A 25,984-nucleotide genomic window follows, 5' to 3' on the forward strand; every position below is an offset into this window, starting at 1 on the left:
GGACACCTCTTTATGCCGCAGTTCTTTATCGACCGCCCGGTGTTCGCCTGGGTGGTCGCCCTGTTCATCCTGCTGGCCGGCGCGCTGTCGATTCCGCAGTTGCCGGTGGCCCAGTACCCGGACGTCGCGCCGCCGCAGATCGAAATCTACGCCGTGTACCCCGGCGCCTCGGCGCAGACCGTCGACGAAAGCGTGGTCAGCCTGATCGAGGAAGAGCTCAACGGCGCCGACCATCTGCTGTACTTCGAGTCGCAAAGCAGCCTGGGCAGCGCCACCATCAAGGCCACGTTCCAGCCGGGCACCAACCCGGAGCTGGCCCAGGTGGACGTGCAGAACCGCCTCAAGGCCGTGGAGTCGCGCCTGCCGCAAGCGGTCAACCAACAAGGCTTGCAGGTCGAGAAGGTGTCGGCAGGCTTCCTGCTGCTGATCACCCTCACCTCCAGCGACGGCAAGCTCGACGACGTGGCGCTCAGCGATTACCTGGCGCGCAACGTGATGAACGAGATCAAGCGCCTGGACGGCGTCGGCAAGGCCCAGCTGTACGGCGCCGAGCGGGCGATGCGGATCTGGATCGACCCGCAGAAGCTGATCGGCTTCAACCTGACCCCGGCCGACGTCAACGCCGCCATCGCCGCGCAGAACGCGCAGGTGTCCGCCGGCAGCATCGGCGACCTGCCCGCGCCGAAGGCCCAGGAGATCACCGCCACCGTGTTGGTCAAAGGCCAGTTGTCGACCCCGGAAGAGTTCGCCGACATCGTGCTCAAGGCCAACCCCGACGGTTCCACCGTGCGCATCGGCGATGTGGCGCGGGTGGAGGTCGGCAGCCAGGAATACCAGTTCGGCACCCGCCTCAACGGCAAGCCGTCCACCGCCGTGGGCGTGCAGCTGTCGCCGGGGGCCAATGCCTTGAACACCGCCACCCTGATCCGGGCGAAGATGGACGAACTGTCGCGCTACTTCCCGGCGGGCGTCGCGTACAAGATTCCGTATGACACCTCGCCGTTCGTGAAGGTCTCGATCACCAAAGTGGTCTACACCCTCGGCGAAGCCATGCTGCTGGTGTTCGCGGTGATGTTCCTGTTCCTGCAGAACGTGCGCTACACGCTGATCCCGACCCTGGTGGTGCCGGTCGCCCTGATGGGCACCTTCGCCACGATGCTGGCGCTGGGGTACTCGATCAACGTGCTGACCATGTTCGGCATGGTGCTGGCCATCGGCATCCTGGTGGACGACGCCATCGTGGTGGTCGAGAACGTCGAGCGGATCATGGCCGCCGAGGGTTTGTCGCCCAAGGAAGCCACCCGCAAGGCGATGGGGCAGATCACCGGCGCGATCATCGGCATCACCCTGGTGCTGGTGGCGGTGTTCATTCCGATGGCGTTCATGCACGGCTCGGTGGGCGTGATCTACCGCCAGTTCTCGCTGTCGATGGCCACCTCGATCCTGTTCTCGGCGTTCCTCGCCCTGACCCTGACGCCCGCGCTGTGCGCCACGCTGCTCAAGCCGATCGCCAAGGCCGAACACCATGAGAAGGCCGGGTTCTTCGGCTGGTTCAACCGCCGCTTCGAACGGCTGACGGCGCGCTATCAGGGCTGGGTGGGGTACGCCCTCAAGCGCAGCGGGCGCTACCTGCTGATCTACGTTGTGCTGCTGATCGGCCTGGGCGTCCTTTTCGTGCGGCTGCCCTCTTCGTTCCTGCCGACGGAAGACCAGGGCTACACCATCACCGACATCCAGCTGCCGCCGGGCGCGACCCAGAACCGCACGGTGCAGGTGGCCGAACAGCTTGAGGCGCACAACGCCGGCGAGCCGGGCATCAGCGACAGCGTGGTGATCCTGGGCTTCAGCTTCTCCGGCAGCGGGCAGAACGCCGCGTTGGCCTTCTCCACGCTCAAGGATTGGTCCGAGCGCGGCAGCGACGACTCGGCCGCCTCCATCGCCGACCGCGCCAACGCCGCGCTGAGCCAGGTCAAGGACGCCGTGGCCTTCGCCGTGCTGCCGCCGCCGGTGGACGGCCTCGGCACCTCCAGCGGCTTTGAGTTCCGCCTGCAGGACCGCGGCGGCCTCGGCCACGCCGCGCTGATGGCGGCGCGCACCGAACTGCTCGCCGCCGCCGAGAAGAGCCCGGTGCTGATGAACGTGCGCGAGAGTGCCCTGGCCGAAGCGCCGCAGGTGCAGTTGGAGGTCGACCGCCGGCAGGCCAACGCGCTGGGCGTGTCGTTCGCCGACATCAGCAACGTGCTGGCCAGCGCCGTGGGCTCGACCTATGTCAACGACTTCCCCAACCAGGGCCGCATGCAGCGGGTGGTGGTGCAGGCCGAAGGCGACCGGCGCAGCCAGGTCGACGACCTGCTGAAGATGCACGTGCGCAACGACGCCGGGAAAATGGTGCCGCTGTCGGCGTTCGTCCAGGCCAAGTGGACGCAAGGCCCGACCCAGCTGACCCGCTACAACGGCTACCCGGCCATCGCCATCTCCGGCGAGCCCTCGCCCGGCCACACCACCGGCGAAGCCATGGCCGAGATCGAGCGGCTGGTGGCCCAGGGGCCGAAAGGCCTGGGCCAGGAATGGACGGGGCTGTCGCTGCAGGAACGGTTGTCCGGCAGCCAGGCGCCGATCCTGCTCGGGCTGTCGCTGCTGATCGTGTTCCTGTGCCTGGCGGCGCTGTACGAGAGCTGGTCGATCCCGACCTCGGTGCTGCTGGTGGTGCCGCTGGGCGTGCTCGGCGCGGTGCTGGCGGTGACGTTGCGCGGGATGCCCAACGACGTGTTCTTCAAGGTCGGGCTGATCACCATCATCGGCCTGTCGGCGAAGAACGCGATCCTGATCATCGAGTTCGCCAAGAGCCTGTACGACGACGGCCACGACCTGCTCGACGCGACCCTGCAGGCCGCCCGCATGCGCCTGCGGCCGATCGTGATGACGTCACTGGCGTTCATCCTCGGCGTGGTGCCGCTGGCCATCGCCACGGGCGCCAGCTCCGCGAGCCAGCAAGCCATCGGCACCGGGGTGATCGGCGGGATGATCACGGCGACATTGGCGGTCATCTTCGTGCCGGTGTTCTTTGTGGTGGTGATGAAGCTGGTGCGGCGCTCCAGCCGTCACTGATCCCTGTAGGGCGGACTGGCTCGCGAAAACGGTGTGCCGAGAAAGGTCGGTTGACATGACACCGTCGCGAGCAAAGCCCGCCCTACCAACCCGTGTGTGGCAATGAGCCTGTGGGAGCCTGACTGTCGCTCCCGCAAACAACGCACTGAGGCTTTCGGTCAAAAATGCGGTGGGGCTGCTTGACTCCGTTCAACTGAACAGCAGCATGTATATAGATACACCTGTCAACCCTGACAGTTATCTCAATTTTTTTTCATCCTTAGACTCCGGGCAAGCAGACGACATCCTGTCGGTTGCACTCGCTAGGGCTTAAGCCCTCGGAGAACGCAGATGAAACAAGAAAAACAAAAGATGACGGCGACCATCACTCAAAATGACAAAGAAACACATTTCGTTGCCGACTCTTCCTTCTCCTTAGTGGAGACCCCGCGAGGCTTTGATTTAAGAGCGGTCATGAACCACGGTGGCGACCAGACAGCCCTCTACCTTATGTCAATTCCTCCCAGCATTCCGAAAGATGGCAAGCCTATAAACTTGGGTCTGAGAGAACACCCGCAAGGGAATAACGAAGCCACCGGACGATATTTGGAGTTAACGGCCGAAGGTGTCGTAGATATGATTTCGGCGACGGGATCGGCAATCATTCACTACGACGAAAAGCTTCATAAAATGTGGGGAACATTCCGTTTCAACAACTCCAAAACAAATCCCGGTCTCGTAATCGATCATGGCGATTTCGAAGTGCACAAGTGAAAAGGCACAAACGAGATACACAGCGAAGCAAAAAACAGTCACCTGCGGGTGACTGTTTTTTTACGCAGAGGCGCAGAAGTGTGAAACAGCCGTCCTGCTGAAGCTTCTATCCACCACCGCTTTCTTCGGGAGGTGCTTGCCAGTGCAATCAATCCTTGCATCGACTCGAAGGTTGCCCCAAATACGCTAAGGTGTCAGCAAACCCTGACCCTACGAGCCCCCATGCGCTTTCTCGCCCGCACCCACCCTCGCCTCTCCGCCGCCGCGCTGTTCGGCATCGCCGTCGGCCTGCTCACGCCCAACGCCTCTCTCGTCAGCAAGGTCCTGATCGGCTGGAACGCCGGCGTCTGGACCTACCTGGCGCTGATGCTCTGGCTCACCGCCCGGGCCAAGGCCCCGGACGTCAAACGCATCGCGGAAATGGAAGACGAGAATGCCGGCCTCGTCCTGCTGATGGTGAGCATCGCCGCCCTGGCCAGCCTCGCCACCATCACCTTCGAACTGGTCGGCAGCAAGGACCTGGAAACCACCCGCAAGCTGCTGCACTACGGTTTCACCGCGCTGACGGTGATCGGCTCCTGGCTGCTGATCGGGGTGATCTTCAGCGTGCACTACGCCCGCCTCTATTACACCTGGGACGGTCAGGAACCGGCCCTGCGCTTCGCCGAAGGCCTGACCACGCCCAACTACTGGGACTTCCTGTACTTCTCGTTCACCATCGGCGTCGCGGTGCAGACTTCCGACGTCGGCGTCGCCACCCGCGAGCTGCGCAAGATCGTGCTGGCGCAGTCGTTGATCGGGTTTGTGTTCAATACGGCGATCCTGGGGTTCTCGATCAACATTGCGGCGGGGTTGTTTGGCTGATCTGCACAGGGGCCGCCTGTATATAGACACACCTGTCAACTCTGACAGTTACTCAGGTGTTCTCGCTCCATTATGCTGACCCCGCACTCGTGCAACACACAACCCAACTCGCACGAGTGGTAAGACCGTGTACTGAACACTGAAGGCGGTGCGCCGTGCACATGTCATAAGTGCCAGTACACGAGCACCAACATTGGTTCTCGCATGACTCTATCCATGCCCCGCTGGCCTACCGCAGTGCATGGATCATTCGTTTAACCCTACGGAGATGATTCATGAACAGTTCAGCCCTGAAAGTGATCGACACTGACCCGCTGGAAGTCTTCACTGCGATCCTGGAAGACGGCTCGGAGTTCTCTGCCACGCTCACTGAAATAAAACTCGAGCACTCACCCGGCCGCGGCGAACTTTGGGCCGTCATCGCCACTGAGTTCAATGACGGTGCCGCCAGAAGCTTCACCATCAAGTTTTCCAAAGCAATCGATGAGGCCATCGCAAGAATTACCGATGAAGACGGTGAGGGTGACGTCACTTTGTTTTTCAACGACTACAGCGACCCGGAGCGCCCGACCTTGCAGAAAGCCAGATCGGGAAACATCCAATACAGCCTTGATCCAAGAACCCTCCATTTCTTCGGCACTTTCAATGCCCATATCGATAAGGCTGACGGCAGTAGTCAGAGCTATCTGTCCAAAGGCGAATTTGATACGGTGCTAGGCCACTAAGCCTGAAGAATAGGCCCCGACTCAGATCGGGGCTTTTTTTTGCGTCAGGTTCAAACGCTGATCCGCGTTATGCCCCTACCATTTGAACTGAACGCCCAACGTGCCGCCGATGGGCATTTCGATGTTGCTTCCATTCATGTACTCGACTTCCGCATGGGCCTGCCAACGCTCCGACAAATTGACGGCGATGCCGGCTCCCACTTCGGCACGCGAACCGGAAAGGTCATTGTCGAAGGCATTGTTGTTGACTTTGACTTCGTTGTTTCTGGAGAACTCATGCACCAACGCCGCGCGCACGTAGGGCTGAACCTGCGTGCCGTCACTCAACTGCATCTTGCGCCCTGCCGTGGCGCCAGCCTTGCCGAGCAATGAACGGGTGCGGTCCCCTTCGGCCCGCAGTCCGTTGTTCAGGTCGAAGTCCCTGCCCTGGATCACCACGGCCGACCACTGGGTGAACGGTTCGATGAAGTAGCCGTCGTCCAGCTTGATGTGCCGCCCCACTTCCACCGATCCGCCCACAGCGCTGTTGTCGTAATCGCCCTTGGCGCGCGTCCCGTCGCTCAGGCCGGCCTTGGCATCGTTGCGGAACCGGTTGACCTTCAACACGCTGTCGACGTAGTAACCGCTCGCTTCATCCAACCAGGTCAGGTAGGTTCCGGCGTAATAGCTTTTGATCGTGCCGCTGCTGCCCGTGTGCAGATTGAGGTCGGATGTGCTGTAGCCGGCCATCACGCCCAACAGCCATTGCCCGTCGGAAAAGTGCAACGGTGCGTCCGCCCCCAACGTGAATCCCTGCTGGGTCTGTCGGTAGCCGTCCCCGAACGCGTCATTGACGTTGTATTTGTTGCCGTAGGCCCTCGCCCATGCCCCGGACTTTTCCTGATTGAAGCGCACTTCCCCCATGCGGCTGCGCAACGACGTCAGCTCGCCGTACCATACCGTCGGCGCGGTGTTGAACAAGGCCATGACGGTGCGGGTCGAGGGGCTGACCGTGCGCCCGGACGGATCCAGGAACCAGTTGTTGCGGCTCTCGTCCGCCTTCAACCCATAGGAAAACGCGCCGAGATCGACTTTGCCGTCGGCATTGGCAAGAGAGAACGCCGCATCCCCGCCTGCGGTGTGAACGACCGTGACGGGCTGGCCGCTGGGAGGTTCGGTGCCGGTGCTGGCGATCAACAGTTGATGGTTGCCTGTCGCAACACCGGTGACATTGAGGACGTCCGATTGAAGGGTCGCAAAATCCACGCTCATTTCAAACAGGCCGTTGCCGGACAAGTTGTTCACGTTCAACTGATGGAACCCGTCGTCCGAACCCAGCTTGACGGTCCCTCCATCGAGGTTCAGGTCACCGACCTTGCTGTCGCCTGTCAGTGCCCAACGGGATTGCCCACCGATGTCTACCTTGGCGACATCGGTCATGACACCCTTGAGTTGCGAGCCCTGCTGCAGCCCGACCGATACGGCGCTTGAGGCGTCTCCTGTCACGTTGCCGGTCAGCGATCCTTGAGTGAGGGTCAGTGCAGCCACACTGCCGTCGCTCACCTGAACATTGCCGACGAGGTCGCTGCGTTCCACGTTGATCGCGGCATCGGCGGCGCCCTTGACCTCCACGGCGATCCCGTTGCCGCCCGTCAATGTGGAGCCGTCAAGCACATCGATGCGTGTGACCGGTGCGGCACGACCGTTGTTGTCGACCAACACCGCAGAACCGCTCTTGCCCTCGACGCTCGCCCCGTCCAACGTCAATTGGCTGGCAGGCAGGCCTGCGCCTTCGAGACCGAGGGTCACGCCGTTCTGGCCACCGACGATTTGCGTTCCGTTGCGGGCCGAGGCACTGCCGCTCAACAGGGACACGCCGGCACTGCCGGCACCGGTGCCTTCCACTCGGGAGCTGGAAAAATCGAGGCTGCTGAACGCTGTGGCGCGCGCACCGCCCGAAGCGCCGGTGATCCGGCTGTCCGTCACGCTGATCGAAGAGCCGCTGGCGGTACTGACATTGCGGGCCGCCTGCAGGCCCAGGCGGTTGCCTGTGACGGTGCTGGCATTGATGGTGCCGGTGCTGTTGATGATTTCCACACCGGCCCGGGCATTCCCGCCGTTGACGGTCGAGTCGCTGAGGTTGACCACTGAACCCTGGCTGACGGAAATCTGCTGGGTTGTCGCACCGGTCGCATTCAGGGTGGAATGCGATGCGTTGATGCCCAGCGTCTGCGCCTGCTCAACGTTCAATGTTGCGCCTTGGGAAAGTGTCCATGCTTCCACAGGTGCGCCGTTGGTGAGGGTCTGACTCCCACCGACCAATGTACCGGCAGAGGAAAGATCGGGGAGCCACAAGAGGGACAGTGATGAAAGACTGATCAGCCTCCTGAGGCCGGACTTCGCATCAATACAAGATGACAACATAAGAAATTCCCTTGAATGGCTCCCGCAGGAGCACGGAGCTGAATTCGCGGGCATAGCTCCCACGCCCAAGACGGCGCGTAAATTACAGTTCCGTAGTAGGAAGATATGTAGGACTTATCCGGCAGCTATGCGGGAAAGGTCTGTACACGCAGTTGAATCAACAATGCCGAAGAGAATTCTCTTCGGCATTCATCAACGCCTTCAGTCGGTCGGTGTCCCCTCGCAATAGTTGTTACTGGCATTGAGCAGCGACACTTCGTTCAGGAACTCCATCGACGGCAGCGGTGCGCCTGCAACCGTGATTTCGTACCAGATCTTGATGTAACCGTTGGGTAGACTGGAACTGGCCGGAGGCTGAATGGGTTTGAGTTTTGTCAGATATGGCTGAATGTTCTGGATGAACACGCCCTCGGCTTCCGCCCCGGTGATCGTGTAAGTGTCGGCAAAGTCTGTGCCCGGAATCGGCATCAATCCCTGGCTGTCGGTCGTGCCGATGGATCGCAATGTGACTACGGTTCCGACCGGCATCGCGGTGGGGTGAATCGGCACTGTCACCGGCAACTGGAAGTCAGGCCGGGTGAGATAACGGCAAGACACAAAGCCGTTGAAGAGCCGCACCGTCGGTTTCGGCAAGATAAGCCGGACGGCGTCGAGCTGGACTTCGGTGTCGAATGACTTCATCACATTGCGGCCGCCCGTTTCCTCGATCGTCCAGTAGGCGATTTTCTTGCCGGGTACGGCCGCCTCGATCACCGCCGCCGGAATGGGCGCGGTCAGTACGGTCACGGTGCCGGCCGTCAGCAGTTCGCTGTGCACCTCTTTGCCGTCGAACCAGAGTTTCGCTGTCTCGTCTCCCAGCGGTACCCAAGGGTTGGGGGCCGCCACCATCGGCGTGCTGATGGTCACCACGTCCAGACGATCGTCTTCCGTGATGTGATTGGGCGTACCGGATTTGCCGACGACCGTGACCCTCACCATGTTCGGGTTTTCCCGTCCCGGGAAAATGGGGTTGATGGGCCCCCTGTACGTGAAGTCAAGCGCGGACGAAGTCGACCTTGAATCCTGCGGGGGTTGAACGCCGCGGGTGAAGACATAGGTGCCGGTGATGGGCACTTCAGCCGTCGCATTGTTCCAGAGCGCCAGCAACCGGCTGTTGCTGAGAGTGAATTGCAGATTGGCCGGTCCGATCCCCAAGGCTTTGCTGCCCAACGGCACATCCAGTGTTCCATTGCTGACGGTCGGGGTGATCCGGTCCGTCTGCTGCCCGTTTGTGGAGTAGGGAACTTCCAGGAACACAGGGGTTTCCAGGTCCGCCAGGTCGATCACATCCGGCAGGATCCCTTTCGGAAACACACAATCCAACAGTACCGGTGCCGGACGGCGAGACACTCGCAAGCCTCTGGCAAGTGAGGGGTCGCTGACATTGCCTACGATGTCGCGCAATTCGTACCAGAGAAAGTACTGTCCATCCAATTGCGGGATGTCGTCCGTCGGAATGGCAACGGAACTGTTTGACAGCGTCTGCTCAAATACCGGCATCCCCACACCATAGTTGGTCGAGAGATAGACAATGATGGTGTCATCCGGACGATAGAACTGATAAGAGATATTGACGTCGATATCAAGCGAGTCGTGGGTGCTCAGCCACTCATCATCAATGATGCCGGGCGCCGGCAGGTTGATGAGCGTGGCGGTCTCCGGCTTGAACTTCTGACCTGACGCCTTATCTTGCTCCGGAGCGTTACGGTCGATCTGGACAGGGAACCAGTCCGAGCTGTCCGGGTTGCCGTTATCCCCCCTATACACAACCAGTTCAAACTCCCACAACGTTGAAGCCTGCGCCAGATCGTCGTCCACAAGAGCGACTGTGGGCACTTCAATGTCCACCGTCGCCGGGCGACCTGCGGCTTGGCCCAGGTTACCGTCGGCCACCATTTCTGGTGCATCTGAAGGCCCTTTGCGCTGCCAAAGCTCATACTCGTCATTATCCTGTGGATCCAGGATCGTGTTGGTGTGAAATCGAATGATCAGGTCTCCGGAGTCCAAAATGGTCTTGGGGATCAGGTCATCGACAATCTTTCCCACCACTTCGGGCTTTTCCAGCAGTACGCCGGAAACCTGTCCAGATGTGCGCAAGGACAAGCGAGCACGTTCGCCGATTTCCTGCAATGTCAACCTTGCGCCTTTACCGATAATGTTTTGTACGGTCATTTCATGTTCTCCACGTTGAGCGATATTGAACAACCACCTCACAAACAGATGCAGCCATGGGTAAAACATCGGAATCATTCAGGGCTCACCCCCACAGGGCGGAGATCCCGGCAATGTGCGGTCGATCTTGACCAGCCCCTTGCGGGATTTGCGGAAGGAGACACCTGCACGAAAAAGGGTGTATTGAGCGAGGGCCGAATCGTTGTCCACCATGGGCCGGACATAGGGATCGAACGGAATGTCGATGACGAAGCCGTTGCTGACATCAGCAGGGCTCAGGGTTCTTCTGAATTCGTGCACCGGCGTCAATGCCGGCGGAGATCCGTTGAGAGAATCGAACCCCTGCCATTGCAGGACGCATTCGTCTCCGTTGAGGAACACCGGCTCGCTCAGGATCTTGACCCGGATCCTTTCCCAGACCGGCGGCGCAGAACTGCAATTGATGTAGCCATAGAAGTTGACGTCAGGAAACTCAGGCGCCCTGAGGGTGGGTGCCAACTCATGGTCGATCGTCAACTTACGCTCGGGTGAGGGATCCAGATTGCCATTGAACCCCTCCAGTTCGTAATAGATGACCGCCGTTCCGTCGACACTCATTTGTTCAGGAGTGATCGGAAAGGTGAACTCCGGCCGGTCATCCGCCTGGGTATAAGTAGCGGTAAATATTTCGTCCGTCGCACCGTCTTGCCGCCAATAGACACGGAGGATCGTGAAGTCGTCGGGGTCGGCCGGAAAGTTGGGCCACCGAGGTATTCTGCCGATCGTGCCGGCGATCAAAACATCTCTCGGAATATGGCCGTCCGGATCCAGTTCGCTGACCCCGTCTATCGTCAATGGGGCCGCTGTTATCTGGTTCTTGAGTGTGGGCATGTCAAGATCCTCTCCTGAAGCAGCGCTCTTGCTTCAGGTGTTCCGGGAAAAGTTGATGAGTCGATTAAGCGCCCCGGCCGAGAGGTTGCCTACTGTCATATCTGACAGGTCTTGCTACCGTTCGTCGTTCGATGCAGCCCCTCTCTCCAACGGTGCCCTTGACGGCTTTCGCTGGATGGTGTTTTCTGAAACCGGTTTCAACACCTACAACAATAAGGCTCAACCCCGTGAACGACTTCTCCGCCGCCCAGCGCAGCCGCGTGACCATGCTCGACGTCGCCGAGCACGCCGGCGTGTCCAAGGCCAGCGTCTCGCGCTTCATCGGCGATGACCGTGCCTTGCTCTCCGAGGCCACCGCCGAGCGCATCGAGCGGGCGATCGCCGAGCTGGGCTATCGCCCCAACCAGATGGCCCGAGGCCTGAAACGCGGGCGCACCCGCCTGATCGGCATGCTGGTGGCCGACATCCGCAACCCTTACTCGATCGCCGTGATGCACGGGGTGGAAACCGCCTGCCGCCGGTACGGCTACAGCCTGGTGGTGTGCAACACCGACCGCGACGACGAACAGGAACGCCAGCACCTGGCGCTGCTGCGCTCGTACAACATCGAAGGCCTGATCGTGAACACCCTCGGCCATCACCGGGACGAACTGCATGAGCTGAAACGGGAAATGCCGCTGGTGCTGGTGGACCGCAAGGTCGAAGGGCTGGACAGCGACATGGTCGGGCTGGACAACCCCCGCGCGGTGCAAATGGCGCTGGAACACCTTGAGCAGCGTGGCTACCGCGATCTGCTGCTGGTGACCGAACCCTTCGACGGCACCAGTTCGCGGATCGAGCGGGTCGCAAGCTTCCAGCAGCAGATCGCCCAGCGAAGCGGCCTGAGCGGCGCGGTGCTGGAGACCGGCGAAACCCTCGCCGCCGACCTGCAAACCTTTTTGAACCAACCCGGTGCCGGGCCCAAGGCGCTGTTCTGCGCCAACGGTGTGGCGGCGCTGGCCTGCACCCGTGCCCTGCGCGAGATCGGCAGCCGGCTGTTCGAGGACGCCGGGCTGATCGCGCTGGATGACCTGGACTGGTACCCGCTGGTGGGCAGCGGCATCACCGCCCTCGCCCAGCCGACGGCGGACATCGGCGCCCGAGCGTTCGAATGCCTGCTCAAGCGCTTGCGGGGAGATGACGAGGCGGCGCGGGTGGTGGATTTTGCGCCGGTGCTGATTGAGCGCGGGTCGACCAGAGCCCCGTAAACCCACCGCAACCTTTTTTTGAACAAGAATGAAACCGGTTTCAGAGGACAACAACAATGAATGAACCTGCCGTTTCCATCAGCCTGTCCAGCTATGGCGCCGACTTGGTGCGCCAGCGTGGTCAAGGTTTTTTCATCGATGTGCTGGCCGCCGCCGGCGCCAGCCGCATCGAATGGCGCGAGGAATTGCTCACCGGTGAGGTGCCCGCACAACTCGCACAGGCCACCGCAGCGGCACGGCTGCAAAGCATCTATTCGTCGCCCACCGAACTGTGGCTCGCCGGCCAGGCCTTACCGAACCCGCAACTGGACACCGCCCTGCAAAACGCCGAGGCCTTCGGCGCCCGTTGGTTGAAAGTCTCGCTGGGCCACTTCGCCGACGGCCACGATTTCAACGCGCTGGCCCACTGCTTGAGCCAAAGCCCCGTGCGGCTGCTGGTGGAGAACGACCAGACCCCGCACGGCGGCCGCATCGAGCCGTTCCAGCGCTTCTTCGCCGCCGTCGAGCATCACGCACTGCCGGTGCGCATGACCTTCGACATCGGCAACTGGCAGTGGCAAGGCGAGTCCGCCGTCCAGGCCGCACGCGTACTGGGCAGGCAGGTCGGCTACGTGCACTGCAAGGCCGTGGCCCGCCGCGCCGACGGCAAGCTCGTCGCCGTGCCGCCCGTCGCCAACGACCTGCATCACTGGGAACAACTGCTGCGGCACATGGATCAAGGCGTCATGCGCGCCGCCGAATACCCGCTGCAAGGCGACGACCTGGTGCAGCTCACCCGCGACCACGTCGCCGCCCTCGCCCGCCTCGGCCAATCCTGCCTGGAGCCTGCCCATGTCTGAGATCGACATTCTTTCGTTCGGCGAAACCATGGCGATGTTCGTCGCCGAGCACAGCGGCGACCTGGCGTCGGTGGGCCAGTTCCACAAGCGCATCGCCGGGGCCGACAGCAACGTCGCCATCGGCCTGTCCCGGCTGGGGTTCAATGTGGCGTGGCTGAGCCGGGTCGGCGCCGATTCCCTGGGCCGCTTCGTCGTCGAATCCCTGGCGCGGGAGGGCCTGGACTGCAGCCATGTGGCGGTGGATCCGGCACACCCCACCGGTTTCCAGCTCAAGTCCCGCAGCGACGACGGCAGCGACCCGCAGGTCGAGTACTTTCGCCGGGGCTCGGCGGCCAGCCATCTGTCGCCCGAAGCGATCACGGCAGAGCTGCTCAATGCCCGGCACCTGCACGCCACCGGCATTCCGCCGGCGCTGTCGGCCTCGGCCCGGGCCATGTCCCATGACCTGATGACGCGCATGCGCCAGGCCGGGCGCAGCGTGTCGTTCGACCCCAACCTGCGCCCGAGCCTGTGGGGCAGCGAACGGGAGATGGTCACCGAGATCAACCGTCTCGCCGCCCTCGCCCACTGGGTGCTGCCGGGCCTGGCCGAAGGCCGTCTGCTCACCGGGTTCGACGACCCGGCGGACATCGCCGCGTTCTACCTCGACCGGGGCGCCGAAGCGGTGGCGATCAAGCTCGGGCCCCAAGGCGCCTATTACCGCACGCAACTGGATCAAGGCTTTGTGGCCGGCGTGCCGGTGGCGACGGTGGTCGATACGGTCGGCGCCGGCGACGGGTTCGCCGTCGGGATGATCAGTGCCTTGCTTGAGCACCAGAGCTTCGCCGAGGCGGTCAGGCGCGCCAACTGGATCGGCAGCCGTGCGGTGCAGAGCCGTGGCGACATGGAGGGGCTGCCGACCCGGGCTGAACTGTGCGCCGAATTTGAGGCCGCCATCGCTGGCAAGCCAGCTCCCACAGATTTTGTGTACACCGCAGATCCTGTGGGAGCTGGCTTGCCAGCGATGAGGCCCTGACAGACAAACCACCCATTGAACCTGCTGCGACAAAAACAACAAGCTCAGGAGCAAGACCCATGAAAACCGCAACCCTCGCCGCCCGCCGCTGGTGGTACATCATGCCCATCGTGTTCATCACCTACAGCCTGGCCTACCTGGATCGCGCCAACTACGGCTTCGCCGCCGCCTCCGGCATGGCCGCGGACCTGATGATCACACCGGGCCTGTCGTCCCTGCTCGGCGCGCTGTTCTTCCTCGGCTATTTCTTCTTCCAGGTGCCGGGCGCGATCTATGCGCAGAAGCACAGCGTGAAGAAACTCATCTTCGTCAGCCTGATCCTCTGGGGCGGCCTCGCCACTCTCACCGGGGTGGTCTCCAACGCCTACTGGCTGATCGTGATCCGCTTCATGCTCGGCGTGGTCGAGGCCGCGGTGATGCCGGCGATGCTGGTCTACCTCTGCCACTGGTTCACCCGCGCCGAGCGCTCCCGGGCCAACACCTTCCTGATCCTCGGCAACCCGGTGACGATGCTGTGGATGTCGGTGGTGTCGGGCTATCTGGTGCAGCATTTCAGCTGGCGCTGGATGTTCATCATCGAAGGCCTGCCGGCGGTGCTCTGGGCGTTCATCTGGTGGCGGCTGGCGGATGACCGTCCGGCCCAGGCCAGCTGGCTGAGCGACGGCGAGAAGCGCGACCTGGAAAGCGCCCTGGCCGCCGAGCAGGTCGGCATCAAAGCGGTGAAGAACTACGCCGAAGCGTTCCGCTCGCCGAAGGTGATCATCCTGGCGCTGCAGTTCTTCTGCTGGAGCATCGGCGTCTACGGGTTCGTGCTGTGGCTGCCGTCGATCCTCAAGGCCGGCGCGCAGATGGACATGGTCGAGGCCGGCTGGCTGTCGGCGCTGCCGTACCTGGCGGCGGTGGTCGGCATGCTGCTGGTGTCGTGGGGCTCGGACAAGCTGCAAAAGCGCAAGCGTTTCGTCTGGCCGCCGCTGCTGATCGCCTCAGTGGCGTTCTACGGCTCCTACGCCCTGGGCGCCGAGCATTTCTGGTGGTCCTACACCTTGCTGGTGATCGCCGGGGCCTGCATGTACGCGCCTTACGGGCCGTTCTTCGCCATCGTGCCGGAGATCCTGCCGGCCAACGTCGCCGGCGGCGCCATGGCATTGATCAACAGCATGGGCGCCCTCGGCTCGTTCGGCGGCTCCTACCTGGTCGGCTACCTCAACGGCTCCACCGGCTCGCCCGGCGCTTCGTACTTGCTGATGAGCGGCGCGCTGCTGCTGTCGGTACTGCTGACGGCATTCCTCAACCCCGGCGCCAGCGACCGGGTGACGCCCAGGCCTGCGGCGCGACGTCCGTTGCCGGCCCATTCCTGATTCGAAAGAGAGATGAACGCGATGAAAAAGCAGGTTGTGCTGTACAAGAAACTGTCGCCGCCGCTGATGGCCCGGCTGCATGAGCACGTGGACGTGACGCTGATCGACGCCCTCGACGCCGATGGCCTGATGAAGCTGCGCGACGCCCTGCCCGGCGCCCATGGCCTGCTCGGCGCCAGCCTGAGGCTGGACGCGGCGCTGCTCGACCTGGCGCCGCGCCTGGAGGCGGTATCGAGCGTGTCGGTGGGCGTCGACAACTACGACATCGACTACCTGACCCGCCGCCGGATCCTGTTGAGCAACACCCCGGACGTGCTCACCGAAACCACCGCCGACACCGGTTTCGCCCTGATCCTGGCCACGGCCCGGCGCGTGGTGGAACTGGCGAACATGGTGCGCGGCGGCCATTGGCACCGCAGCCTCGGCCCTGCGCATTTCGGCACCGATGTGCACGGCAAGACCCTGGGCATCATCGGCATGGGCCGGATCGGCGAGGCGTTGGCCCAGCGCGGGCATTTCGGCTTCGGCATGCCGGTGCTCTACCACAGCCAGTCGCGCAAGCCGGCGGTGGAGCAGCGCTTCGACGCGCAATACCGCAGCCTTGAGGCGCTGTTGCGGGAAGCCGACTTCATCTGCCTGACCCTGCCGCTCACCGCGCAGACCGAAGGCCTGATCGGCGCCGAGCAGTTCGCGCTGATGCGCCCCGAGAGCATCTTCATCAACATCGCCCGGGGCAAGGTGGTGGACGAAGCGGCGCTGATCGAAGCCCTGCGCCACAAGCGCATCCGCGCCGCGGGGCTGGACGTGTTCGAACGTGAGCCGCTGAGCCACGATTCGCCGCTGCTGCAGTTGAGCAACGTGGTGGCGACGCCGCACATGGGCTCGGCCACCCACGAAACCCGCGAGGCCATGGCCCGGTGCGCAGTGGACAACCTACTGGCGGCGCTGAGGGGAGAGAAGCCTGCAAACCTGGTGAATCCCTCGGCCTGGCAGGCTTGAGGGCTGCTGTGCCTGTCACCCGAAGGGTGAGGGATCCCGCCCTGCGGCGTCTTCACTGCCGCCATCGCCAGCAGGCTGGCTCCCACAGGCATCGCGGCTGTAAGCAGCATCTGAGGCCACACCAAAAACCTGTGGGAGCTGGCTTGCCAGCGATAGGGCCGACACAGACAGCACATGACTGTCAGGCCGTACGCGCCTGCAACAGCTGCGCCGCGCACAGCGCAATCCGCGCGCAGGCATCGGCCAGTTTCACCCGGTCCACCACCAGCCCGATGCGGATGTGCCCCGCCGCACTGGGCCCGAAGGCCTCTCCGGCGAGCACCGACACCCCGTAACCCTCCAGCAGCCGCTCGGCGAACGCCTGGGCGCCGAGCCCGGTCTGGCGCACATCGACCATCACGAACATCCCGCCGTCCGGGCGCACCGGGTGCAGGCCCGGGCAACCGCGCAGACGGTCGCACACCAGGTCCCGCCGCAGGCGGTATTCCTCGCGCATCCGGGTCACCTCCGGCAGGTCTTTCTCCAGCGCCACCTGCGCCGCTTTCTGCACGAAGTCCGGCAGGCCGAACAGCATGCTCAAGGACAGGTTCACCAAATGCTCGGCCAAGGTCTTGGGCCCGATCATCCAGCCGATGCGCCAGCCGGTCATGGCGTGGGACTTGGACAGGCTGTTGACCGTCGCCGTGCGTTCGGCCATGCCCGGCAGGCTCGCCGGGCTGACATGCTCGCCCTCGTACAAAAGATCGCTGTACACCTCGTCGCTGATCAGCCACAGGTCATGACGGATGCACAGCGCCGCCAACTCTTGCCAGATCAGCAGCGGCAGGCTGGCGCCCGAAGGATTGTTGGGACTGTTGAGCAACATGGCGCGGGTCTTGGCGGTGATCCGCGCCGCGACGTCCGCCGGGTCGACACGAAAGCCGTTCTCAGGCCGCACCGGCACCGGCACCACCGTCGCCCCGCAAGCGCCGAACACGCCTTCGTAGGTGACGTACATCGGTTCGGCGACGATCACCTCGTCGCCCGGATCCAGCAGGCACTGCGCCACCGAATACACGGCGCATTGCGCGCCGGGCATGACGATCACATGGTCGGCGTCCACCGCCTGACCGCTGCGCCGCTGGTGGCGCCGGGCGATCAGGCTGCGCAGGGCATGCTGGCCGCGCACCTCCGAGTAGTGCGTATCGCCGGCCAGCAGGCTGTCGATGGCGCCGTGGATGATCGGCAGCGGCGTGTCGAAATCCGGATCGCCCACGGTCAGCAGCAGGACATCGACGCCTTCGGCGCGCAACTCCAGCGCTCGGTCGTGAATCCGCCAGGCCGCTGCTCCCTCCCCGGCGATCCGTTGGGTCAAGGCTGAATAGCGCATGTACGTCTCCTGGTTGCGCGGTCTCCAGCCTTCACCGTATCTCAAATCACGAAACGCGCCACCATGGCGTTCAAATCCACCGCCAGACGCGACAGTTCGTGGGTCGCGGCGCTGGTCTGGTTGGCCCCGGCGGCCGACTGGGTGGCCAGGTCGCGGATGTTGACCAGGTTGCGGTCCACTTCCCGCGAGACTTGCGCCTGCTCTTCCGACGCGCTGGCGATGACCAGGTTGCGTTCGTTGATCTGATGGATCGACTGGGTGATCTGCTCCAGGGCGATGCCGGCGGCGCGGGCCATTTCCAGGGTGGACTGGGTGCGCTGGTTGCTCTGCTGCATCGACTCGACCGCCTCGCCGGTGCCGTTCTGGATGCCGGCGACCATTTTCTCGATTTCCTGGGTCGATTGCGCGGTGCGGTGGGCCAGGGCCCGCACTTCGTCCGCCACCACCGCAAAGCCGCGTCCGGCCTCGCCGGCACGGGCCGCTTCGATGGCGGCGTTGAGCGCCAGCAGGTTGGTCTGTTCGGCGATGGCGCGGATCACGTCCAGCACCTTGCCGATGTCACGGCCCTGGGCGGCCAGGCCTTCGATCATCTGCGCGGTGTTCTGCACGTCGTGGGTCATGGTCTGGATCGCGTCGACGGTTTTCACCACTTGGTCGCGGCCTTCACGGGCGGCGTGGGTGGACTGGTTCGAGGCTTCGGAGGTGGACACCGCGTTGCGCGCCACTTCTTCCACCGCTGCGGTCATTTCGTTGACGGCGGTGGCGGCCTGTTCGATTTCATCGTTCTGCTGCTGCAGGCCGCGGGAGGCCTCTTCGGTCACCGCGCTGAGCTCTTCGGCGGCGGCGCCCAACTGCGTGGCGGAGCCGGCGATCTGTTCGATGGTCTTGCGCAGGTTGGCCTGCATCTGCGCCAGCGCTTCGAGCAGGCGCGCCGGTTCATCCTTGCCGTCGACCTCGATGGCTTTGGTCAGGTTGCCGCCGGCGATGGTCTGCGCCGCCGTCACCGCCCGGTTCAGCGGGGTGACGATGCTGCGGGTCAGCAGCAAGGCCAACAGTACGGTGGCCACGGCCGCGATCAGCGCGACGACGACGATCCCGGTGATGGCGCTGTCGTAATGCTCGCCGGCCTGGGTCGAGGCGGTCTTCGCATCGGCGGCGTTGATCGCGATCAGTTTGTTGAGCTGCTCGCCCATCAGGTCGGTGCCGTCCTTGATCTTGGTGTTGATCAGGGTGCGCATCTCGTCGACTTTGTCCTGGCGCGACAGATCCAGCATCTGGTTCTGCGCTTGCAGGTAGCTGTCCAGGGTGTTCGCGAACGACTGATACAACGCGCGCTCTTCGGCGCCGGCCGGCAATGCCGCGTAGGCGGCCTGGGCGGTGCGCACTTTCTCGACCAGCACGCCGATGCGGGTCTGGGCCTCTTGCAGGCCGGCCGGCTCGCGGTTGACCAGGATGCGGAACGACAGGATGCGCAGGCGCAGGACGTTTTCCGTCACCACGGCCAGTTGGGTCACGCTGGGCAGTTGCGTGGTTTCCATGTCGATGGAGGCCTGGCGGATGATCGACATGCGGTTGACGGCGAATACGCCGAGCACGACCACCAGCAGGGCAATGAAGGCAAAACCTAAGAAGGCACGGGGCGCGATATTCAGATTACGCAAAGACATAGGAGCACTCTCGAATGAGGGTAACGGCGAGCGTCCTTGCGCTTATCACTGGCCCGTGGTCGGATCCGGTGCGGCGCCACTGTTCGAAGGAGTCTTTGTGCGCCTGACCGTTGTATCGGCCAGGCTTGAGGTTTTTTTCGGGCGGGGATGAAATATTTTTCAAGGTGTTGCAGCGATGAAACACCGCCTGCCGTGAGGGAGTTATCCGACCGCGCAGCACTCACCTCGATTAGAGGGGCGCCGGGCAACTCAGCGGGAGCAGCTCCCTCACCCCTGGGGTGCTCTGGTCAGGCGTTGCGCTTGGCCAGTCGCCACACCCTGGCGATGTCGCAGGCCCGCTCGCGCAGCAGGCGCGGCGCTTCGGCGCAGGCTTGCTCCAGCGGCATCGGCCCGCCGGTCACGGCGAAGGCGGCGTCGATGCCGTGGTCGTAGAGGGCCTGATAGCCCTCGCCCAAGGTGCCGGCGATGACGATCACCGGCACGCCGCGCTGGCTGGCGATGCGCGCCACGCCGAACGGCGTCTTGCCGCGCAGGGTCTGGGCATCGAAGCGCCCTTCCCCGGTGATGACCAGATCCGCGCCCTGCACGGCGTCCGCCAGGCCCACCAGTTCCGCCACGACCTCGACGCCCGCCTGGAAGCGCGCACCGAGAAACGCCTTGGCCGCAAACCCCAGGCCGCCCGCCGCGCCGCTGCCGGGCTCGTCGCGCACATCCTTGCCCAGCGCCTGGGCACAGAGGTCGGCAAAATGCCCGAGGGCCTGATCCAGCTGTTGCACCTGTGCCGGCGAGGCGCCCTTCTGCGGGCCGAAGATCGCCGAGGCGCCGTGGGGGCCGCACAGCGGGTTGTTGACATCGGCGGCGATGTCGAAACGCACCTGCGCCAGGCGCGGGTCCAGCCCGTCGAGCTCCAGTTGCGCCAACTGCGCCAGGGCGAGGCCGCCCGGCGCCAGCGCTTGCCCTTGGGCATTTCGCAGGTTCACGCCCAACGCCTGCATCGCCCCGGCGCCGCCATCGTTAGTGGCGCTGCCGCCGATGGCCAGGATCACCCGCTGCGCCCCGGCGTCCAACGCCGCGCGGATCAGCTCACCGGTGCCGAACGTGCTGCTGACGCAGGCGTCGCGCTGCCCCGGCGGCACCAATTGCAGGCCGCTGGCCTCGGCCATTTCGATGATCGCGGTGCGGCTGTGCGAAAGCCAACCCCAGGCGGCGTCGACCGGCACCCCCAACGGGCCGCGCACCTGGGTGCGGCGCAGCTCGCCTTCGCAGGCGGCCAGGATCGACTCCACCGTCCCCTCGCCGCCGTCGGCCATGGGGCACTTGACCAGCGTCGCCTCAGGCCAGACCTGCGTCAGGCCCGCCGCGATGGCCTCGGCCACGCCTTGGGCGCTCAGGCTGTCCTTGAAAGAATCGGGTGCGATGACGATCTTCATGCGAATTCTCCAGTTGCAATGGCGTCCATGCTGCCAGCCCCCAGTGCCCTTGACGCCTGTCCGCTGCACAAGCGGCGGGGGCGTTTATTGTTCAATTCAACAAAACCGGGGCTCTGCGAATGACATTGTGGGAGCTGCGGTGCGACGACTCGACTTGCCAGCGATGGCGGTAGTCAGGCAGCAGAGATGCTGGCAGTGCCGGCCCCATCGCTGGCAAGCCAGCTCCCACAGGTCTGCGGTGACCTCCGATGTGGTGGGTACCCCGCAATCCATGTGGGAGCCAGCCTGCTGGCGATGGCGGCGGGTCAGGCAGCAGAGATGTCGGCAGTGCCGGCCTCTTCGCTTGCAGGCAAGCGCCTACAGGGTTTGGCGGTGTGTCCTCAAAGCCCTCAGGTCTGCGGCAAGAGCTGCACCCCCAGGTACAGCGCGAGCATTCCGTCCAGCCGCAGCGGGTCCACCCCGCTCAGTTCGGCGATCCGCTCCATGCGGTAACGCAGGCTGTTGCGGTGGATGCCCAGCGCGTCGGCGCAGGCCTGGCTCTGGCCGTCGTGCTCGCACCAGCTGCGCAGCGTCGCCAGCAACTGGCCGTTGCTGTCCTTGGCGATCACCTTGCGCAGCGGCTTGAGCAGTTCATCGAGGGCGTCGTCGTTGCGGTGCCGCCAGAGCATCACCGGCAGGCGATAGCGGTCGAGCTTGAGCAGCCGCGAATTCGGCAGCACCTCACGGCCATACGCCAGCAAATCGCCGACCCGCCGGTAGCAGCGGCGCAGCCCAGCCAAACCGTCGGCCTGCCCGCCCACGGCGATGCGCAGGATGTTCCAGCCCTGCCCGTCGAGCTTTTCCAGCAGGCGGTCATGCTCCAGAGCCTGCCCCGCCGGACGGCACCACAGCAGCGACGATTTGGCCGAGCTCACGCACCAGCTGTCCGGGTAGCGCGACATCAGCCAGGCACCGAGGGCCTCGACCGTTTGCCCCGCGCCCTGCTCCAGGCCCAGCTCGAACAGGTACGGCACCCGCGTCAACTGCGGCTTGAGCCCCAGCTGCTGCGCCTCGTCCACCAGCCTCGGCGAATCCCCCGCCTCGCTCAGCAGCAGCGCCAGCAGGTCATCGCAGCGCTGGCGCCGCCACTGCTGCTCAGCCTGCTGGTTGCGCTGGCCCACCAGCATTTCGGCTGTCATGCGCACCAGTTCGGCGTACGTGCGCAGTGGCTCCGGCTCGCCGGTGATGCCGAGCACGCCGATCAGCCGACCATCGAGCATCAGCGGCAGGTTGATCCCCGGCTGCACGCCTTTGAGGTGCACGGCGGTCTGGGCGTCGATCTCCACCACCCGGCCGTTGGCCAGCACCAGTTGCGCGCCTTCGTGGCGGGTGTTGATGCGCTCCGGCTCGCCGCTGCCCAGGATCAGCCCCTGGCTGTCCATGACATTGACGTTGTAGGGCAGAATGGCCATGGCCCGGTCGACGATGTCCTGCGCGAGGTCGTGATCGAGTTCGAACATAGTGGGCAAAATCCTTGAAAACGGGCGCGGACGGTTGTTCACCCGCACAGGGTCCGGCGACAAACCCTGTGCTCAGGCACAAAGACAATCCGGCCAAAGGTGGCCGAGACTCTCAGGGCGATCAACGTTACCCTTGCATCGCAAAAAATCATAATAAAGAGAGAGTCGCCATGTCACAGAGCGCCGCAGCTGTCCAGGCCATCGCTGACGACAAGAATGCCGTCTACAAACGCATCACCCTGCGTTTGATCCCCTTCATCTTCATCTGCTACCTGTTCAACTACCTCGACCGGGTGAACGTGGGCTTCGCCAAGCTGCAGATGCTCGACGCGCTGAAGTTCAGCGAAACCGTCTACGGCCTCGGCGCCGGGATCTTCTTCATCGGCTACGTGCTGTGCGGCGTGCCGAGCAACCTGGCGCTGACCAGGTTCGGTCCGCGGCGCTGGATCGCCCTGATGATGATCACCTGGGGCACGCTGTCGACTTGCCTGCTGTTCGTCACTACCCCGACCCAGTTCTACACCTTGCGCCTGTTCACCGGCGCCGCCGAAGCCGGGTTCTTCCCCGGTGTGGTGCTGTACCTCTCGCAGTGGTTCCCGACGTTCCGCCGCGGGCGGATCATGGCGCTGTTCATGTCGGCGATCCCGGTCTCGGGCCTGCTCGGCAGCCCGTTCTCCGGCTGGATCCTCAACCACTTCGCCGCAGGCCAGGGCGGCCTCGCCGGCTGGCAGTGGATGTTCCTGCTGCAAGGCATTCCGACCGTGGTGCTGGGGGTGCTCGCGTACTTCCAGCTCAGCGACAGCTTCGCCAACGCCAAGTGGCTGAGCCCCCAGGAGCGCAAGGTGCTGGAGGCCGACCAGGCCGAAGACCTGGCGAACAAGCCCAAGACCGCCTCCGATTCGTTGACCGAAGTGTTCAAGAACCCGGCGATCTGGGCGTTCGGCCTGATCTACTTCTGCATCCAGAGCGGCGTGTACGCGATCAACTTCTGGCTGCCGTCGATCATCAAGAACCTGGGCTTCAGCGACAACCTGGTGATCGGCTGGCTGAGCGCGATCCCGTACCTGCTGGCGGCACTGTTCATGCTGGTGGTCGGCCGCTCGGCGGACCTGCGCAAGGAACGCCGCTGGCACCTGGTGGTGCCGATGCTGATGGGCGCCGCCGGCCTGCTGATCGCGGTGAACTTCGCCGCCAACCCGACCCTCGCCATCCTCGGCCTGACCCTCGCCACCATGGGCGCCCTCACCGGCCTGCCGATGTTCTGGCCGGTGCCGACGGCGATGCTCAGCGCAGGCGCGGCGGCGGGCGGCCTGGCGTTGATCAACTCCATGGGCCAGATGGCCGGTTTCCTGAGCCCGTACCTGGTGGGCTGGGTCAAGGACAGCACCGGGTCGACCGATGCGGCGCTGTACCTGCTGGCGGCCGTCATCGTCGCCGGCAGCCTGTTGGCGCTGCGCATGACGCGCACGTTGCGGGCGTAATTCGCGAGCGATGCACAAACGGCCCTTTCGGGCCGTTTTTCGTGGGTGACCCCCTGCCTGCATCGAGCGCACTCAAGCAACGCGCGCTTTCGCATCCAACTCGATCACCAGCCCGCCGGGCATCTGCACGAAGATCTGCCAGATCCCGTCCTCCGGCACCTGCGCCACCTGATACGGCAAACCGCTGGCCTGCACCCGCTTGAGCACGAGCGCCGCGTCGTCATCGGTGCGAAAGGCAATGTGGCTCAGCACCGTATCCTCTAGCGCACGCTGCTCGATCACATGCACCAACGCCTGGGCATCCTGGTACAGCCATCGGCCGGGAAACGGAAACGGCGGCCGCCGGCCGGGCTTGAGCCCCAGCAATCCATCGAAGGCGTCCTGCACCGCTGGCCCGTCCGGCGTGCTGAACGCCAGGTGGTCGAAATGCCAGGTCATAACAGTCCGCCTCCGTCGACGTCGATGATGCTGCCGCTGATGAAGCCGTTTTCCATCACCAGCGTGAAGGCGTCTGCCAACTCCTGCGGCGTGCCGATCCGGCCCACCGGCAACGCCGCCGAGGTGCGGGCGAACATCGCCGCACGCTGGCTTTCATCCATGCCGGCGTAGGCTTCGGTGTCGGTCACGCCGGGGCTGACCACATTGACCCGACGCGGCGCCAGCTCCTTGGCCAACTGTTTGGCCAGCGCCTCAAGCGCGGCGTTCAGGGTGGTCTTGATGAACTGCCCGGCCACGAACTTGCGCGACAGCAGGCCGGACGTCAGGGTGATGCTGCCCCGCTCGCTCAGGTACGGCAGCGCTTGCTGGATCGAACGCACCGCGCCCCAGAACTTCACGTCGAACGCCTGTTGCGCGAGCAGCAGGTCACTGTCGGCCAGGGGCTTGGCGCTGACGTTCGGGCCCGCAGTGATCACCAAGTGATCGAAGGCGCCGATGCGTTCGAACAATTGGCGCAGCGACGCATCATCGGTGATGTCGGCGGACGCCTGACGGACGTCGCCGGCGCCGGCATCGATCCGCCGGCCGACTGCGTAGACGCGGGCGCCCCGCGCGGCGGCGCCGGATGCGACGGCGGCACCGATGCCGCTGCTGCCGCCGATGACGACGACGGTCTGATCGCGCAAGGAAGATTCGAGTGGTTTCATGACAGTGGCTCCGCTGGGCTTAAGGAGATTCCATATTCACGGGTTGCCAATCGAAGAAAAATCCCGGTAAATCGGAAGGATCTTTAAAGGATTTTTACCAATGAGCTCGATACTCGATCTGGAGATCTTCGTCCGCACCGCCGATTCGGGCAGCATTTCCGCCGCCGCCCGGACGCTGGAGCTCACCCCGGCGGCCGCCAGCATCGCGCTGAAGCGTCTGGAGACACGCCTGGGCATCCGCCTGTTCGCCCGCTCCACCCGCAGCATGCGCCTGACCGAAGAGGGCCGGCGCTACCTGGAAAGCGTGCGCCTGGCCCTGGCCACGCTGGCCGAGGGCGAACTGGCGCTCAAGCAGCAGACCGAAGGCTTGAGCGGCGTCCTGCAGCTGGCGGCACCGTCGGACTTCGGGCGCAACGTGCTGCTGCCGTGGCTGGACGATTTCAAGCGCGAGCATCCGCACATCCAGCTGCAGCTGCTGCTCAACGACCGTCACGCGGACCTGTTTCGCGAAACGGTGGATGTGGCGCTGCGCTTCGGCGTGCCGAGCGATTCAACGCTGGTGGCGCTGCCGATCCTGCCCGAGCACCGTCGCGTGGCCTGCGCCAGCCCCGCGTATGTGGCGCGCCACGGTTCGCCGCAGCACCCCGGCGAACTGAGCGGACACAGCGCCCTGCTTTACCTGCGCAACGGCCGGCCGTACAACACCTGGCGTTTCGGCCGCGGCGACGAGACCCTGGAGGTCGAAGTCCACGGCGACTATCTGAGCGACGACGGCGAAGTCGCCCGGCGCTGGGCCTTGGCCGGGCACGGGATCGCCTACAAGGCCTGGCTCGACGTGGCCGAGGACGTGCGCGCCGGCCGGCTGGTGACGCTGTTCGACGACTGGCACGGCGAAAGCGTGCCGTTCAATCTGCTGTGCCCGCACCGGGTGCAGGTGTCGGAGCGGGTCAAGGTGTTGCAGGCGTTCCTGCGCGAGCGCTGCAAAACGTTGAGCCGATAAT

General features: G+C 64.1%; 20 protein-coding genes. 11 read left to right on the plus strand and 9 right to left on the minus strand.

The window, feature by feature from the left end; translation table 11 throughout:
- The first annotated feature begins 12 nt into the window (after positions 1 to 12).
- The 4 genes from CAG41_RS25055 (at position 13) to CAG41_RS25070 (ending at position 5,450) form a co-directional block, all read left to right on the plus strand.
- A complete protein-coding gene (locus tag CAG41_RS25055) occupies positions 13 to 3,108 on the plus strand; it encodes an efflux RND transporter permease subunit (protein ID WP_085583845.1) in 3,096 nt (1,031 codons plus the stop codon).
- 330 nt (positions 3,109 to 3,438) lie between these two features.
- On the plus strand, positions 3,439 to 3,861 hold the full coding sequence (locus CAG41_RS25060) for a hypothetical protein (protein WP_085583847.1): 423 nt from the start codon (positions 3,439 to 3,441) through the stop codon (positions 3,859 to 3,861).
- Positions 3,862 to 4,083: 222 nt separating this feature from the next.
- On the plus strand, positions 4,084 to 4,725 hold the full coding sequence (locus CAG41_RS25065; protein WP_085583849.1) for a DUF1345 domain-containing protein: 642 nt from the start codon (positions 4,084 to 4,086) through the stop codon (positions 4,723 to 4,725).
- Positions 4,726 to 5,000: 275 nt separating this feature from the next.
- Positions 5,001 to 5,450: a hypothetical protein gene (locus tag CAG41_RS25070; protein ID WP_085583851.1), complete on the plus strand. Its 450-nt coding sequence runs from the start codon at positions 5,001 to 5,003 to the stop codon at positions 5,448 to 5,450.
- Between the two features lie 75 nt (positions 5,451 to 5,525).
- Here the strand turns inward: CAG41_RS25070 and CAG41_RS25075 are convergent, their stop codons facing one another.
- The 3 genes from CAG41_RS25075 to CAG41_RS25085 form a co-directional block, all read right to left on the minus strand.
- Positions 5,526 to 7,853, minus strand: a complete 2,328-nt coding sequence (locus tag CAG41_RS25075) for an autotransporter outer membrane beta-barrel domain-containing protein (protein ID WP_085583853.1) — start codon at positions 7,851 to 7,853, stop codon at positions 5,526 to 5,528.
- A 201-nt stretch (positions 7,854 to 8,054) separates the two neighbouring features.
- The gene (locus tag CAG41_RS25080; RefSeq protein WP_139834995.1) at positions 8,055 to 10,064 is read right to left on the minus strand and encodes a hypothetical protein; all 2,010 of its coding nucleotides are present in this window, start codon (positions 10,062 to 10,064) and stop codon (positions 8,055 to 8,057) included.
- A 78-nt stretch (positions 10,065 to 10,142) separates the two neighbouring features.
- Positions 10,143 to 10,934, minus strand: coding sequence for a hypothetical protein (locus CAG41_RS25085; RefSeq protein ID WP_085583857.1), 792 nt, complete (start codon positions 10,932 to 10,934; stop codon positions 10,143 to 10,145).
- A gap of 227 nt (positions 10,935 to 11,161) precedes the next feature.
- On the opposite strand from CAG41_RS25085, the gene CAG41_RS25090 reads away from it, so the two are divergent.
- The 5 genes from CAG41_RS25090 to CAG41_RS25110 are packed head-to-tail and all read left to right on the plus strand — an operon-like array spanning position 11,162 to position 16,392.
- On the plus strand, positions 11,162 to 12,181 hold the full coding sequence (locus CAG41_RS25090) for a LacI family DNA-binding transcriptional regulator (protein ID WP_085657003.1): 1,020 nt from the start codon (positions 11,162 to 11,164) through the stop codon (positions 12,179 to 12,181).
- Between the two features lie 56 nt (positions 12,182 to 12,237).
- The gene (locus CAG41_RS25095; protein WP_085657004.1) at positions 12,238 to 13,020 is read left to right on the plus strand and encodes a TIM barrel protein; all 783 of its coding nucleotides are present in this window, start codon (positions 12,238 to 12,240) and stop codon (positions 13,018 to 13,020) included.
- Positions 13,013 to 14,035 (plus strand): sugar kinase, encoded by a 1,023-nt coding sequence (locus tag CAG41_RS25100; RefSeq protein ID WP_085583863.1) that lies wholly within the window; start codon positions 13,013 to 13,015, stop codon positions 14,033 to 14,035. Before CAG41_RS25095 ends, CAG41_RS25100 begins: the two co-directional genes overlap by 8 nt.
- Positions 14,036 to 14,094: 59 nt before the next feature.
- Positions 14,095 to 15,393 carry an MFS transporter gene (locus tag CAG41_RS25105; RefSeq protein ID WP_085583865.1) on the plus strand — a complete coding sequence of 433 codons (1,299 nt, stop codon included), beginning with the start codon at positions 14,095 to 14,097 and terminating at the stop codon, positions 15,391 to 15,393.
- Positions 15,394 to 15,414: 21 nt separating this feature from the next.
- Positions 15,415 to 16,392, plus strand: coding sequence for an NAD(P)-dependent oxidoreductase (locus CAG41_RS25110; protein WP_085695275.1), 978 nt, complete (start codon positions 15,415 to 15,417; stop codon positions 16,390 to 16,392).
- Positions 16,393 to 16,573: 181 nt separating this feature from the next.
- Here CAG41_RS25110 and CAG41_RS25115 read toward each other — a convergent pair whose 3' ends face one another.
- From CAG41_RS25115 to CAG41_RS25130, 4 genes are all read right to left on the minus strand, one after another.
- Positions 16,574 to 17,761, minus strand: coding sequence for a pyridoxal phosphate-dependent aminotransferase (locus tag CAG41_RS25115; protein WP_085583867.1), 1,188 nt, complete (start codon positions 17,759 to 17,761; stop codon positions 16,574 to 16,576).
- A 41-nt stretch (positions 17,762 to 17,802) separates the two neighbouring features.
- Positions 17,803 to 19,428 (minus strand): methyl-accepting chemotaxis protein, encoded by a 1,626-nt coding sequence (locus tag CAG41_RS25120; RefSeq protein ID WP_085583869.1) that lies wholly within the window; start codon positions 19,426 to 19,428, stop codon positions 17,803 to 17,805.
- 287 nt (positions 19,429 to 19,715) lie between these two features.
- Positions 19,716 to 20,858: a glycerate kinase gene (locus CAG41_RS25125; protein WP_085707600.1), complete on the minus strand. Its 1,143-nt coding sequence runs from the start codon at positions 20,856 to 20,858 to the stop codon at positions 19,716 to 19,718.
- Between the two features lie 389 nt (positions 20,859 to 21,247).
- On the minus strand, positions 21,248 to 22,357 hold the full coding sequence (locus tag CAG41_RS25130) for a sugar diacid recognition domain-containing protein (RefSeq protein WP_085583874.1): 1,110 nt from the start codon (positions 22,355 to 22,357) through the stop codon (positions 21,248 to 21,250).
- 170 nt (positions 22,358 to 22,527) lie between these two features.
- Between CAG41_RS25130 and CAG41_RS25135 the strand changes: the two genes are divergently transcribed.
- Entirely contained in the window at positions 22,528 to 23,838 is a 1,311-nt protein-coding gene (locus tag CAG41_RS25135) for an MFS transporter (RefSeq protein WP_085707601.1), read from the plus strand.
- 72 nt (positions 23,839 to 23,910) lie between these two features.
- Here CAG41_RS25135 and CAG41_RS25140 read toward each other — a convergent pair whose 3' ends face one another.
- Positions 23,911 to 24,276 (minus strand): hypothetical protein, encoded by a 366-nt coding sequence (locus tag CAG41_RS25140; protein ID WP_085707602.1) that lies wholly within the window; start codon positions 24,274 to 24,276, stop codon positions 23,911 to 23,913.
- A complete protein-coding gene (locus CAG41_RS25145) occupies positions 24,273 to 24,983 on the minus strand; it encodes an SDR family oxidoreductase (protein WP_085707603.1) in 711 nt (236 codons plus the stop codon). The genes CAG41_RS25140 and CAG41_RS25145 overlap by 4 nt, the downstream gene beginning before the upstream one ends.
- 100 nt (positions 24,984 to 25,083) lie before the next feature.
- On the opposite strand from CAG41_RS25145, the gene CAG41_RS25150 reads away from it, so the two are divergent.
- A complete protein-coding gene (locus CAG41_RS25150; RefSeq protein ID WP_085583882.1) occupies positions 25,084 to 25,983 on the plus strand; it encodes a LysR family transcriptional regulator in 900 nt (299 codons plus the stop codon).
- Position 25,984: the final 1 nt, after the last annotated feature.

The sequence above is a fragment of the Pseudomonas sp. B35(2017) genome, assembly GCF_002113645.1.
GTDB classification, from domain to species: domain Bacteria; phylum Pseudomonadota; class Gammaproteobacteria; order Pseudomonadales; family Pseudomonadaceae; genus Aquipseudomonas; species Aquipseudomonas ekonensis.

Bases quoted from the DNA above. Each gene is read 5' to 3' on its own strand.
- CAG41_RS25135 (WP_085707601.1), top strand. From the start codon at position 22,528: ATGTCACAGAGCGCCGCAGCTGTCCAGGCCATCGCTGACGACAAGAAT.
- CAG41_RS25130 (WP_085583874.1), bottom strand. From the start codon at position 22,357: ATGTTCGAACTCGATCACGACCTCGCGCAGGACATCGTCGACCGGGCC.
- CAG41_RS25100 (WP_085583863.1), top strand. From the start codon at position 13,013: ATGTCTGAGATCGACATTCTTTCGTTCGGCGAAACCATGGCGATGTTC.
- CAG41_RS25065 (WP_085583849.1), top strand. From the start codon at position 4,084: ATGCGCTTTCTCGCCCGCACCCACCCTCGCCTCTCCGCCGCCGCGCTG.
- CAG41_RS25150 (WP_085583882.1), top strand. From the start codon at position 25,084: ATGAGCTCGATACTCGATCTGGAGATCTTCGTCCGCACCGCCGATTCG.
- CAG41_RS25140 (WP_085707602.1), bottom strand. From the start codon at position 24,276: ATGACCTGGCATTTCGACCACCTGGCGTTCAGCACGCCGGACGGGCCA.
- CAG41_RS25055 (WP_085583845.1), top strand. From the start codon at position 13: ATGCCGCAGTTCTTTATCGACCGCCCGGTGTTCGCCTGGGTGGTCGCC.
- CAG41_RS25125 (WP_085707600.1), bottom strand. From the start codon at position 20,858: ATGAAGATCGTCATCGCACCCGATTCTTTCAAGGACAGCCTGAGCGCC.
- CAG41_RS25080 (WP_139834995.1), bottom strand. From the start codon at position 10,064: ATGACCGTACAAAACATTATCGGTAAAGGCGCAAGGTTGACATTGCAG.
- CAG41_RS25070 (WP_085583851.1), top strand. From the start codon at position 5,001: ATGAACAGTTCAGCCCTGAAAGTGATCGACACTGACCCGCTGGAAGTC.
- CAG41_RS25105 (WP_085583865.1), top strand. From the start codon at position 14,095: ATGAAAACCGCAACCCTCGCCGCCCGCCGCTGGTGGTACATCATGCCC.
- CAG41_RS25110 (WP_085695275.1), top strand. From the start codon at position 15,415: ATGAAAAAGCAGGTTGTGCTGTACAAGAAACTGTCGCCGCCGCTGATG.
- CAG41_RS25145 (WP_085707603.1), bottom strand. From the start codon at position 24,983: ATGAAACCACTCGAATCTTCCTTGCGCGATCAGACCGTCGTCGTCATC.
- CAG41_RS25075 (WP_085583853.1), bottom strand. From the start codon at position 7,853: ATGTTGTCATCTTGTATTGATGCGAAGTCCGGCCTCAGGAGGCTGATC.
- CAG41_RS25120 (WP_085583869.1), bottom strand. From the start codon at position 19,428: ATGTCTTTGCGTAATCTGAATATCGCGCCCCGTGCCTTCTTAGGTTTT.
- CAG41_RS25085 (WP_085583857.1), bottom strand. From the start codon at position 10,934: ATGCCCACACTCAAGAACCAGATAACAGCGGCCCCATTGACGATAGAC.
- CAG41_RS25095 (WP_085657004.1), top strand. From the start codon at position 12,238: ATGAATGAACCTGCCGTTTCCATCAGCCTGTCCAGCTATGGCGCCGAC.
- CAG41_RS25060 (WP_085583847.1), top strand. From the start codon at position 3,439: ATGAAACAAGAAAAACAAAAGATGACGGCGACCATCACTCAAAATGAC.
- CAG41_RS25115 (WP_085583867.1), bottom strand. From the start codon at position 17,761: ATGCGCTATTCAGCCTTGACCCAACGGATCGCCGGGGAGGGAGCAGCG.